This window comes from Pseudomonas sp. GW460-LB5 (assembly GCF_059423245.1).
Window position 1 is genome coordinate 39593 of record NZ_JBWKXT010000031.1, and the last position, 12640, is coordinate 52232.

The following is a 12640-nucleotide window of genomic DNA, read 5'->3' on the forward strand; positions in this document are numbered from 1 at the left end:
CCCACGGGTACGCATCAAGCCGAGAGCCTGCGCGGTACCTGTGGGAGTTGGCTTGCCGGCGATAAGGCCCTGGAACCTACCTCAAACCGCCAGGCCAATCGCCGGCTGCACCTGCGACGCCCGATAAGCCGGGTAAATGGTCGCCAGGAAGCTCATCACCAACCCCGCCGTGCAGATCATCACCACATCGCCCCACTGCAATTGCGACGGCAAGCTGCTGACGAAGTACACATCCGAAGTAAAGATGTGTTGCCCGCTCACCCGCTCCAGCCAACCCACGATCTGGCTGACATTGAACGCCGCAATCACGCCCAGCACGCCGCCGATCAGCGTCCCGACAACACCAATCAGGCTGCCCTGGACCATGAACGTGCCCATGATCTGCGCGGGCGTGGCGCCCAAGGTCCGCAGAATGGCAATGTCCGGCCCCTTGTCGTTCACCACCATTACCAAGGTGGCAATGATATTGAAGGCCGCCACGGCGATGATCATCATCAACAGCAGGCCGATCATGGTCTTTTCCATCTTCATGGCGCTGAACAGGCTGCCCTGGGTGTGCGACCAGTCATCGGCGCGGTAGGCGTCACCCAGCCCGGCTGCAATCGCCTTGGACACCTGCGGCGCGGCATACAGGTCATGCAGCTTCAGGCGCACGCCCTGCACCTGGCCCGGTGCCCAACGTTGCATCTCGCCGGCATCGGCGACGTGGATGTAGGCTTGCGAACCATCCAGCTCGGCACCGACCTTGAAGATACCGACCACGGTCAGGCGCTGCATGCGCGGGGTAATGCCACCCGGCTCCTTGCTGATTTCCGGCACGATCAGGGTCAGCTTGTCGCCGGTGTTCAGGCGGAAGCGCCGTGCGGTCAATTCACCAATGACCACACCGAACTCACCCGGCTGCAGGTCCTGCAGGCGGCCCTGGACAATGTGCTGGCCAACGATCGAGACCTTGCCCTCTTCGGCCGGGTCGATACCGCCCACCTGGATCGGCTGCATCGCACCCTTGTACGAGAGCATGCCCTCCATTTCGGTAATCGGCGCAGCCGCCATCACCGCCGGGTTCTGCAAGGCTGCGTCGGCCACCTTGTGCCAGTCGTCCAGCGGCTGCACGCCGAGGATGGCGGCATGCGGTACCAGGCCGAGAATGCGCGAGCTCATTTCGCGCTGGAAGCCGTTCATCACCGACAGCACCACGATCATCGCCAGCACGCCCAGCGACAGGCCGATCATCGAGGTCATCGAGATGAACGAGATGAAGTGGTTGCGCCGCTTGGCTCGGGTGTAGCGCGCGCCGATGAAGATGGGCAAGGGTCTGAACATGTACGAAATCACCCAATGAAAACAGGAAAACGGGGCGGCACCTGCCACCCCGAGCAGTCGATCAGATCGCCACCAGGTGGCCGTCGTCGAGCTTCAATACACGGTCCATCTGCCGCGCCAGGTTGAGGTCATGGGTCACCACCAGGAACGCCGTGCGCGACGAACTGGACAGCTCCTGCATCAGTTCCTGGATGCCTTGTGCGGTATGGTGGTCGAGGTTGCCGGTAGGCTCATCGAGCATCACCAGGCCGGGGCGGTTGACGAGTGCTCGGGCAATCGCCACCCGCTGGCGCTCACCGCCAGACAATTCGGCCGGCTTGTGGTTCAGGCGGTGGCCCAGGCCCACCCGCTTGAGCAGCGCCTCGGCACGTTCCCGGGCCTCAGGGATGGGCGTGCGGCCGATCAGCAGCGGCATGCACACGTTCTCGATGGCGGTGAATTCCGGCAACAGGTGGTGGAACTGGTAGACAAAGCCCAGCTCACGGTTGCGCAGCAGGCCACGGGCACGTTCACCCAGGGCCGACAGCTCTTCGCCAGCCAGCCATACGCTGCCTTGTGTGGGCCGATCAAGGCCGCCCAACAGGTTGAGCAAGGTACTCTTGCCCGAACCGGAGCTACCGACAATGGCCACCCGCTCCCCGGCATGCAGCTCAAGGTTGAGCACGGATAGCACCTTCACCGATTCCGGGCCTTCGTCGTAAGACTTGCCCAGGTTGCGGCAACTCAGAACGGCTTTATCACTCATGCGCGACTCACTCATAACGTAGCGCCTCTGCAGGCTGGGTGCGGGCCGCACGCCAGGCCGGGTACAGGGTGGCGAAGAAACTCAGGACCAGCGCCGCACCACAGACCATGTACACGTCCTGGGACTGGATCTGCGACGGCAGGTAATCGATGAAGTACACGTCGGCGTTCAGGAACTTGTGCCCGATCAGCTTCTCGATGCCGGCGATCGCCGCACTCACGTTCAGCGCAGCAACGATCCCGACCACGGCGCCGATCAGGGTACCGATCACCCCGATCACCGTGCCCTGGACCATGAAGATGAGCATGATCTGGCCGGGCGTGGCGCCCAGCGTGCGCAAGATGGCAATGTCGCCGCGCTTGTCGTTGACCACCATCACCAGGGTAGAAATGATGTTGAACGCCGCCACCGCCACGATCAGCAGCAACAGCAGGCCGATCATGGCCTTTTCCATGCGGATGGCCTGGTACAGGTTGCCGTGGGTGCGGGTCCAGTCACGGCTGTAGAACTCCTGGTCGCCCAGCTGCTGTGCGATGCTCCAGGCCACGCGCGGCGCCTGGAACAGGTCGTCGAACTTCAGGCGCAGGCCCTGCACCTGGTCGGGCTTCCAGCGGTGCAGGCGGGAAAGGTCGCTGATGTTGGTCAGCCCCAGGTAACCGTCGATCTCGCCTGCGCCGACGTGAAAGGTGCCAACCACGGTGAAGCGTTTCATGCGCGGGAACATGCCGGCCGGCGTCACGCTGACCTCGGGGGCGACGAAGGTGAGTTTGTCGCCAATGCCCACCCCCAGCTTGGCCGCAGCCTTGTCGCCGATCATGATGCCCCACTCACCCGGCGCCAGCTGGTCGAGGCGGCCTTGCAGGACAAAGTTGTCGATGATCGACACCTCGCGCTCGCGGGCCGGGTCGATGCCGTTGAGCAGCACCTTCTGCACCTTGCCGTCATGGGTCAGCAGCCCCTGCATCTGGGTGAACGGCGCAACCGCCACCACCTGCGGATTCTGCTTTACTTGTTGGGCAAGGGCCGGCCAGTCGGCAATGGGCTGGCCGCTCTCCAGCGTGGCATGCGGGATCATGCCGAGCACGCGGGTGCGCATCTCGTGGTCGAAGCCGTTCATCACCGACAGCACCACGATCATCACCACCACGCCCAGGGCGAGGCCGATCATCGAGGTCAGGGAAATGAACGAGACGAAGTGGTTACGGCGTTTGGCACGGGTATAACGCGTGCCTATGAATGCGAAAAGAGGTCTGAACATGTCGGGGCTTGTTCGGATGAAAGGGAACGTCCTTGTGGCGAGGCGCCTACGGCGGCTTTACACTCGGACCACCGCCGCTACCTTGGGTTCGCCATGACGACATTAGACGAAGAAGATCGCCGCGAATACTACCGCATCGAAGACCGGATCGCACTTCAAATCAGCCCCCTCAGTGCGGCCGAAGCCCTTGAGCCAGATGTATTGCAAGATGATTCTCCGCTGTTCAACCTGCTGAGCGAGCTGCACCTGTCCGACTTCGAGTCGCAGCACCTGCTGCGTCAGTTGAGCGACAAGGACCGCACACTCGCGGCCTTCCTGCGGGCGCAGAACAAACGCCTCGACCTGCTCAGTGCAGTCGTCGCCCAGACCCTGCTCGGCGAAGTAGGCCAGCCGGTGCCGGTCGTGCTTTCCGAAGGCGGTATCGAATTCGCCCAGGCCACGCAGGTTGCCCCTGGCACCCGGGTGAAAGTGAAGATGGTGCTGATGCCCCGCGCCCACGGTTTGCTGCTGCGCGGCAAGGTCACCCATTGCGACCCGCGCCCCGCGGGCGGCTTCGAGGTCGGTACCGAATTCATCGACATGACCGACGCCCAGCGTCAACTGCTGGCTCGCTATATCCTGCAGCGCCAGCAACAACAGCGGCGCCAGCAGCTGGAACAGAACGATCCCGCCCCATGACCCTGTTTTTCTCTGATTTGAAGGAACGAACGTGACCCTGATCTACGGCCATCGCGGCGCCAAGGGCGAAGCACCCGAGAACACACTGCACAGCTTCCGCCAGTGCCTGTCCCACGGCGTCACCCGCTGCGAGCTGGACCTGCACCTGTCGGCCGACAACGAGCTGATGGTGATCCACGACCCCACCCTCAAGCGCACCACTGGCCGACGCGGCAAGGTGGTCGACCACCCGGCCGCCGACTTGATGAAGATCGATGCGCGCAAAGGCGGCCCGGGCCACGTGCAGCCCTGCCCTATACCGAAACTGGAAGAGCTGTTCGAAAAATGCCCGTTCGAGCACTGGCAGCTTGAGGTAAAAAGCGCCTCGCGCACCCGTGCTGCCACCACCGTGTTGGCAATTCGCGAATTGGCCCAGCAGCATGGCCTGCTGGACAAGGTCACCATCACCTCCAGCTCACGCGAAGTGCTGGGCGCCGCCCTGGAGCTGGTGCCAGACGTGAAGCGCGGGCTGGTCGCCGAGTACGCCTGGCTCGACCCGTTGAAGGTAGCGCAGAACTACGGCTGTGAACTGCTGGCATTGAACTGGACACTGTGCACCCCCGAGCGCCTGCTTAAAGCGCAGGGCCAGGGTTTGCACGTATCGGTGTGGACGGTCAACGAGCCGGCACTGATGCGCCGGCTCGCGGACTTTGGCGTGGACAGCCTGATTACAGACTTTCCCGGTTTGGCCAAGACCACCCTCGGGTAGGGTTGAAATCGGTCTCTCCGACCGGCTCAGGCCACCGGTCGGAGCCGCTCAAAAAAGCCGGTTCAGGCCATCGTAGGCAGCTACCCGATAGGCTTCGGCCATGGTCGGGTAGTTGAACGTGGTGTTGACGAAGTACTTCAGGTTGTTCTGCTCACCCGGCTGGTTCATGATCGCCTGGCCGATATGGACGATCTCCGAAGCCTGGTAGCCGAAGCAGTGCACGCCGAGGATTTCCAGGGTTTCACGGTGGAACAGGATCTTCAGCATGCCCTGCGGCTCGCCGGCGATCTGCGCACGCGCCATGCTCTTGAAGAAGGCCTTGCCCACTTCGTATGGCACCTTGGCCTGGGTCAGTTCCTGCTCGTTCTTGCCGATCGAGCTGATTTCCGGAATGGTGTAGATGCCGGTCGGTACGTCATTGACGAAGCGCCAGCTGCCATTGTCGACGATGCTGCCAGCCGCAGAACGCCCCTGGTCATGGGCGGCACTGGCCAGGCTCGGCCAGCCGATCACGTCACCGGCGCCGTAGATGTTCGGCACGGTAGTGCGATAAGCCTCGTCGACCTCGATCTGGCCACGGCTGTTGACCTTGATGCCGATGTTCTCCAGGCCCAGCTTGTCGGTGTTGCCGGTCCGGCCGTTGCACCACAGCAAGGCGTCGGCCTTGATCTTCTTGCCCGACTTCAGGTGCAGGATCACCCCGTTGTCCAGGCCTTCGACACGCTCATACTCTTCGTTGTGGCGCACGGTGATGTTGTTGTTGCTGAAGTGGTAGCTCAGTGCCTGGGAAATTTCCGAATCCAGGAAGCTCAACAGTTGGCCACGGTTATCCACCAGCTCTACCAGCACGCCCAGGCCGCTGAAGATCGACGCGTACTCGCAACCGATCACACCGGCGCCGTACACGATCAGCTTGCGCGGGGTGTGGCTGAGGCTGAGGATGGTGTCGCTGTCGTAGACCCGCGGATGGTGGAAGTCGATGTCGGCCGGGCGGTAAGGGCGCGAGCCGGTGGCGATGATGATGTGCTTGGCGTTGAGCTTTTCAACTACACCGTTCGGGCACACCACTTCAACGGTTTGCTCGTCGGCAAAGCTGCCGGTGCCGACGAACACATCAACACGGTTGCGGGCGTAGTAGCCGGTGCGCGATGCAACTTGCTTGGAAATCACCTTCTCGGCGCTTTTCAGCACGTCCGGAAACGAGAACCAGCGCGGCTCACCGATCGCCCGGAACATCGGGTTGGTGTTGAACTGCATGATCTGCCGCACCGAGTGACGCAGTGCCTTGGACGGGATGGTACCCAGGTGCGTGCAGTTGCCACCGACCTGGCGACGGTCATCGACCATCGCTACCTTGCGCCCTGCTTTGGCGGCGTTCATTGCCGCGCCTTCACCGGCCGGGCCGGAACCCAGCACCACTACGTCGTAGTTGTAGACAGCCATGCGTACTCCTTCAGAACTGGCCCGCAAGCCACGGTCGCTCGCGGGACGCGATCATGCCGCCGGGGCGTCATGAGAAAATTCGGGTGCAGTCTAATCAAGCCTGAACGCCGCGCACATTAACCCTTGGTCGCGTCGTAGGCCAATTTTGCCCGCACTACATTTGGTTCACCCATTCCCTGGCGGCCATCATCCCTGCCTGCGCTTTCAATCGCCTTTCACCGCCCGTTCGAATGCGGGCGTAGCTCGAGAGACGAAGCCACCCTCGGCCCGAGTCACCAATACCGCGGCCAAGCCGTGCGCCACGGCAAAATCCCAGCCACGCTCAGGGCCAAGGATCAGCAGCAGTGTCGAATAGCCGTCGGCCTGCAACGCCGAGGCGTCCAGTACGGTGACTGCAGCCAGGTCGTGCTGCACGGGGCGCCCGAGGCGGGCATCGAAGGTGTGCGAATAACGCCGGCCATTCTCCTCGAAATAGTGCCGATAGTCACCCGAGGTTGAGACTGAAAGCTCATTGACTGCAATGATCTGCCGGGCGATCTGGCGGTCTTCACGGGGCAACTCCAGGGCGATGCGCCAGGGACTGCCATCGGGCTTGCGGCCAACCGCCTTGAGCTCGCCAGTGGCTTCGGCGACAAAACTGGCTATACCCATGGCGCGCAGGCGCGCAGCGATCAAGTCCACGGCATGGCCGGCGGCGATGCTATTGAAGTCGAGCTGCACCGGGGCGTCCTTGCACAGGGCCTGGTCTTCGATATGCAAGTGCCGGTAACCCACACGCTGACGAACCTGGGCCACGGCTTGCGGGTCGGGTACCCGCTCATGGCGGGCCTGGGGGCCGAAACCCCACAGGTCAAGCAAGGGTTCAACGGTGAGGTCAAAGGCACCCTCACTCTGCTCGGCCAGGTGCTGGCCAAGGGCAACCAGTTCAAGCATGTCGGGTGGCAGGGCCAGGCACTGGTTGGCGGGCAACTGGTTGAACCGGCTGACGGTAGAGTCGCCGCGGTAGGTCGAATAGTGCCGGTCGATTTCACCAAGAATGGTTTCGACCGCTGCCTGCACCTGGGCCGGCGCCGGGCCGCCAGGCTCGCGAACGTACTGGATGCTGTAGCTGCTACCCATGGTCGGGCCGCCCAGGCGCTCAAGGGTGGGGCCCTGGTTGCAGGCGGTGAGCAGCAGGAAAATGAACAGTAAGGCTGTGCGCAAGGTTCGGTTCCTGGGTGCTTGGCTTGGGCTTTGGGGTATGGCGCATATCGAGCGCCGCGCGGGCGGCGCTCGATCTCACAGGCACCACACAACCCACGGCAAGCAAAAAAAACGGGAACCCGAAGGTTCCCGTTTTTTCATTGCCTTACAAGCGAATCAGCGTGGAAACGCTGGCGGGTTCACACCGGCCATGTCTTCCATCACGCGAACCACCTGGCAGCTGTAACCGAATTCGTTGTCGTACCAGACGTACAGGACAACGCGGTTGTCGTTGGCGATGGTGGCTTCAGCGTCAACGACACCGGCGTGGCGCGAGCCAACGAAGTCGGTCGAAACCACTTCCTGCGAGCTGACGTAGTCGATCTGCTTGTGCAGTTCCGAGTGCATGGCGGTCTGGCGCAGGTACTCGTTGATTTCGTCGCGGTTGGTGGCCTTTTCCAGGTTCAGGTTCAGGATGGCCATCGAAACGTTCGGCGTAGGTACGCGAATGGCGTTGCCGGTCAGCTTGCCCTTCAGCACCGGCAGCGCCTTGGCGGCAGCAGTGGCTGCGCCGGTTTCGGTGATGACCATGTTCAGCGGCGCGGCACGACCACGGCGGCTGCCCTTGTGGAAGTTGTCGATCAGGTTCTGGTCGTTGGTGAACGAGTGAACGGTTTCGACGTGGCCGTTGACGATGCCGTACTTGTCGTTGACAGCCTTGAGCACCGGCACGATGGCGTTGGTGGTGCAGGAGGCCGCCGAGATGATCTTGTCATCGGCAGCAATGTCACCGTGGTTGATGCCGTGCACGATGTTCTTCAGCGCGCCCTTGCCAGGTGCGGTGAGGATAACGCGGGCAGCGCCCGGGCAGGCCAGGTGCTGGCCCAGGCCGTCGGCATCACGCCATACCCCGGTGTTGTCGACGATCAACGCGTTTTCGATGCCGTACTGGGTGTAGTCGACTTCGCTCGGGCTCTTGGCGTAGATAACCTGGATCAGGTTGCCGTTGGCAGTGATGGTGTTGTTGGCTTCGTCGATGGTGATGGTGCCGTCGAACGGGCCGTGAACCGAGTCACGACGCAGCAGGCTGGCACGCTTGACCAGGTCGTTCTCGGCGCCTTTGCGCACGACAATGGCGCGCAGGCGCAGGCCGTCGCCACCACCGGTCTTCTCGATCAGGATACGCGCCAGCAGGCGGCCGATGCGGCCGAAGCCGTACAGGACAACGTCGGTGCCTTTGCGCGCCGAAGCGTTCTGCTGGCCAACCACGTCGGCCAGTTCTTCACGGACGAACTGCTCGGCAGTACGGCCATTGCCTTCCTGCTTGAATTTGTTGGCCAGCTTGCCCAGGTCGACCGAAGCGGCGCCCAGTTTCAGCTCGCTCATGGCCTTGAGCAGGGGGAATGTCTCGTGGACGGACAGCTCGGTTTCGTCGGCTTGACGATGACGCGCAAAGCGGTGCGCCTTGAGGATCGAGATAACCGAACGGTTGATCAGGCTACGGCCATAAATCGAGCTCACCACGTTGTTGTTGCGGTAGAGCTGACCGATAAGCGGGATCATCGCTTCAGCCAGAGCTTCACGATCAATCCACTCACCAAGACACTGGTCGGGCTTCTGAGTCACGGGAACCTTCCACATGTAGGGACAGAAAAAAGGGGCTACATTATGACGCCCCGACGCGGAACCGGCAATGAGCGCCTGTCGCAGTCACGCAAGCCAGCGTTCACGCCCTTTCGAGCCTGACAGCCGGCACGGTCACCGGTACAATCGGTGTCTTTGCCGCAACGCTTGGAGTGCAATCTCCCGTGTCAGTTCTGCGCCTACCGCACATGTCGGCCACGGCCGGCAAACAAACCTGGGGTAACCTGCCCGGTGCCGCCCTCAGCCTTGCCATCGCCGAGGCCGCCAGCAACGCTGGCCGCTTCACCCTGCTGCTGACAGCCGACAGCCAGGCCGCCGACCGTCTGGAGCAGGAGCTGCGCTTCTTCGCCCCGGACCTGCCGGTGCTGCCATTCCCCGACTGGGAAACCCTGCCCTACGACCTGTTCTCGCCACACCAGGACATCATTTCCCAGCGCATCGCAAGCCTGTACCGCCTGCCGGAACTGAGCCATGGCATCCTCGTGGTGCCGGTCACCACCGCCCTGCACCGCCTGGCGCCCACCCGCTTCCTGCTGGGCAGCAGCCTGGTGCTGGACGTGGGCCAGACCATCGACGTGGAGCAGATGCGCACACGCCTGGAGGCCAGTGGCTATCGTTGCGTCGACACCGTCTACGAGCATGGCGAGTTCGCCGTGCGCGGCGCGCTGATCGACCTGTTCCCGATGGGCAGCAAGCTGCCCTACCGCATCGACCTGTTCGATGACGAGATCGAGACACTGCGCACCTTCGACCCCGAGACCCAGCGCTCGATCGACAAGGTGGATTCGGTGCGCCTGCTGCCGGCACGCGAATTTCCGATGCAAAAAGAGGAAGTGACCCGCTTCAAGGCACGCTTCCGTGAACGCTTCGACGTCGATTTCCGCCGCAGTGCGATCTTCCAGGACCTGGCCAGCGGCATCATCCCGGCCGGCATCGAGTACTACCTGCCGTTGTTCTTCGAAGAAACGTCCACCCTGTTCGACTATCTGCCGGCCGACACCCAGGTGTTTTCGCTGCCTGGCGTGGAACAGGCCGCCGAACACTTCTGGAACGACGTGCGCGGCCGTTATGAAGACCGCCGTGGCGACCTCAGCCGGCCGCTGCTGCCGCCTGCCGAGCTGTTCATGCCAGTGGAGGACTGCTTCGCCCGGCTCAAGCAGTGGCCGCGAGTGGTGGTCAGCAGCGAAGACATCGAACCGGGCGCGGGCCGCGAGCGCTTCCCGGCGCGCGCCCTGCCCAACCTGGCGATTGAGGCCAAGGCCAACCAGCCGCTGGCCGAGCTGGCCAACTTCCTCGACCAGTTCCCCGGCCGCGTGCTGTTCACCGCCGAATCGGCCGGCCGCCGCGAAGTGTTGCTGGAGCTGCTCGAACGATTGAAACTGCGGCCGCACACTGTCGACGGCTGGGCCGACTTCATCACCGGAAGCGAGCGCCTGGCGATCACCATCGCCCCGCTGGATGACGGCTTGCTGCTGGACGACCCAGGCCTGGCCCTGGTCGCGGAAAGCCCACTGTTCGGCCAGCGCGTGATGCAGCGCCGCCGCCGCGACAAGCGTGGCGAAACCGCCAACGACGCGGTCATCAAGAACCTCACCGAGCTGCGCGAAGGCGCACCGGTGGTACACATCGACCATGGCGTGGGCCGCTACCTGGGCCTGGCCACCCTGGAAATCGAAGGCCAGGCTGCCGAATTCCTTACCCTGGAATACGCCGAGAACGCCAAGCTGTACGTGCCGGTGGCCAACCTGCACCTGATCGCCCGCTACACCGGCAGCGATGATGCCCTGGCACCGCTGCACCGGCTGGGCTCGGAAGCCTGGCAGAAGGCCAAGCGCAAGGCCGCCGAACAGGTGCGCGACGTGGCCGCCGAACTGCTCGACATCTATGCCCGCCGGGCCGCGCGCAAAGGGTATGCGTTTGCCGACCCGTCCGCCGACTACGCCACGTTCAGCGCCGGCTTCCCGTTCGAAGAAACCCCGGACCAGCAAACGGCCATCGAGGCGGTGCGGGCTGACATGCTCGCGCCCAAGCCAATGGACCGCCTGGTGTGTGGCGACGTCGGCTTCGGCAAGACAGAAGTGGCCATGCGGGCGGCGTTCATCGCCGTGCACAGTGGCCGCCAGGTCGCCGTGCTGGTGCCCACTACCCTGCTCGCCCAGCAACACTACAACAGCTTCCGCGACCGCTTTGCCGACTGGCCGGTGACCGTGGAGGTGATGAGCCGCTTCAAGTCGGCCAAGGAAGTGGCCGCCGCCGCCGCCGACCTGGCCGAAGGCAAGATCGACATCCTCATCGGCACCCACAAGCTGCTGCAGGACGATGTGCGCTTCAAGGACCTGGGCCTGGCCATCATCGACGAAGAGCACCGCTTTGGTGTGCGCCAGAAAGAGCAGCTCAAGGCACTGCGCAGCGAGGTCGACATCCTCACCCTGACCGCTACGCCGATCCCGCGCACGTTGAACATGGCAGTGGCCGGCATGCGCGACCTGTCGATCATCGCCACGCCGCCAGCGCGCCGCCTGTCGGTGCGCACCTTTGTCATGGAGCAGAACAAGAGCACGGTCAAGGAGGCACTGCTGCGCGAACTGCTGCGCGGTGGCCAGGTGTACTACCTGCACAACGATGTGAAAACCATCGAAAAATGCGCCGCCGACCTTGCCGAACTGGTGCCCGAGGCACGTATCGGCATCGGCCACGGGCAAATGCGCGAACGCGAGCTGGAACAGGTGATGAGCGATTTCTACCACAAGCGCTTCAACGTGCTGGTGGCGTCGACCATCATCGAAACCGGCATCGACGTGCCTAGCGCCAATACCATCGTCATCGAGCGCGCCGACAAGTTTGGCCTGGCCCAGCTGCACCAGCTGCGTGGCCGGGTCGGCCGTAGCCACCACCAGGCCTACGCCTACCTGCTGACCCCAACCCGACAGAAAGTCAGCGCCGACGCTGAAAAACGCCTGGAAGCCATCGCCAACACCCAGGACCTGGGTGCTGGCTTTGTGCTGGCCACCAACGACCTGGAAATCCGCGGTGCGGGCGAGCTGCTGGGCGAAGGCCAGAGCGGTCAGATCCAGGCGGTGGGCTTCACCCTGTACATGGAAATGCTCGAACGCGCGGTCAAGGCGATCCGCAAGGGTACCCAGCCAAATCTGGAGCAACCGCTTGGCGGCGGCCCGGAGATCAACCTGCGCCTGCCAGCACTGATCCCCGAGGACTACCTGCCTGACGTGCATGCACGGCTGATCCTGTACAAGCGCATTGCTTCGGCCGCCGACGAAGAAGGCCTCAAGGACCTGCAAGTGGAAATGATCGACCGCTTCGGTCTGCTGCCAGAACCGACCAAGAACCTGATGCGCCTGACTTCGCTCAAGCTGCAGGCGGAAAAGCTCGGCATCAAGAAAGTCGATGCTGGCCCCAATGGTGGCAAGCTCGAGTTCGAAGCCGAAACCCCGGTCGACCCGCTGACCCTGATCAAGCTGATCCAGGGCCAGCCCAAACGCTACAAGTTCGAAGGCGCTACCCAGTTCCGCTTCCTTGTGCCGATGGAACGCCCCGACGAACGTTTCAACACCCTGGAGGCGCTGTTCGAGCGCCTGACCCCACAGCCTGCCTAAGGAAG

9 protein-coding genes are annotated in these 12640 nt (G+C 63.2%); 3 read left to right on the top strand and 6 right to left on the bottom strand.

The annotated features are described in order from the left end of the window. Positions 1-81: 81 nt before the first annotated feature. The 3 genes from AC07XM_RS18940 to AC07XM_RS18950 all read right to left on the bottom strand — a co-directional run bounded on the left by AC07XM_RS18940 (position 82) and on the right by AC07XM_RS18950 (position 3326). Positions 82-1323 carry a lipoprotein-releasing ABC transporter permease subunit gene (locus AC07XM_RS18940; RefSeq protein WP_024717337.1) on the bottom strand — a complete coding sequence of 414 codons (1242 nt, stop codon included), beginning with the start codon at positions 1321-1323 and terminating at the stop codon, positions 82-84. Between the two features lie 61 nt (positions 1324-1384). After that, a complete protein-coding gene (gene lolD, locus AC07XM_RS18945) occupies positions 1385-2068 on the bottom strand; it encodes a lipoprotein-releasing ABC transporter ATP-binding protein LolD (protein WP_172455936.1) in 684 nt (227 codons plus the stop codon). Between the two features lie 7 nt (positions 2069-2075). Then, positions 2076-3326: a lipoprotein-releasing ABC transporter permease subunit gene (locus AC07XM_RS18950; protein WP_016485654.1), complete on the bottom strand. Its 1251-nt coding sequence runs from the start codon at positions 3324-3326 to the stop codon at positions 2076-2078. Positions 3327-3419: 93 nt separating this feature from the next. Between AC07XM_RS18950 and AC07XM_RS18955 the strand changes: the two genes are divergently transcribed. After that, on the top strand, positions 3420-4004 hold the full coding sequence (locus tag AC07XM_RS18955; protein ID WP_016485653.1) for a PilZ domain-containing protein: 585 nt from the start codon (positions 3420-3422) through the stop codon (positions 4002-4004). A 31-nt stretch (positions 4005-4035) separates the two neighbouring features. Next, on the top strand, positions 4036-4752 hold the full coding sequence (locus AC07XM_RS18960) for a glycerophosphodiester phosphodiesterase (protein WP_016485652.1): 717 nt from the start codon (positions 4036-4038) through the stop codon (positions 4750-4752). Positions 4753-4800: 48 nt separating this feature from the next. Here the strand turns inward: AC07XM_RS18960 and sthA are convergent, their stop codons facing one another. The 3 genes from sthA to AC07XM_RS18975 all read right to left on the bottom strand — a co-directional run bounded on the left by sthA (position 4801) and on the right by AC07XM_RS18975 (position 9018). Beyond that, complete coding sequence (sthA, locus tag AC07XM_RS18965) at positions 4801-6195, bottom strand: Si-specific NAD(P)(+) transhydrogenase (protein WP_016485651.1); 1395 nt, start codon at positions 6193-6195, stop codon at positions 4801-4803. 204 nt (positions 6196-6399) lie between these two features. Then, entirely contained in the window at positions 6400-7398 is a 999-nt protein-coding gene (locus AC07XM_RS18970; RefSeq protein ID WP_024717338.1) for an FAD:protein FMN transferase, read from the bottom strand. Positions 7399-7554: 156 nt separating this feature from the next. Next, complete coding sequence (locus AC07XM_RS18975; protein ID WP_016485650.1) at positions 7555-9018, bottom strand: glyceraldehyde-3-phosphate dehydrogenase; 1464 nt, start codon at positions 9016-9018, stop codon at positions 7555-7557. 167 nt (positions 9019-9185) lie between these two features. Between AC07XM_RS18975 and mfd the strand changes: the two genes are divergently transcribed. Continuing rightward, entirely contained in the window at positions 9186-12635 is a 3450-nt protein-coding gene (mfd, locus tag AC07XM_RS18980) for a transcription-repair coupling factor (RefSeq protein WP_031311939.1), read from the top strand. The last annotated feature ends 5 nt before the right edge of the window (positions 12636-12640 follow it).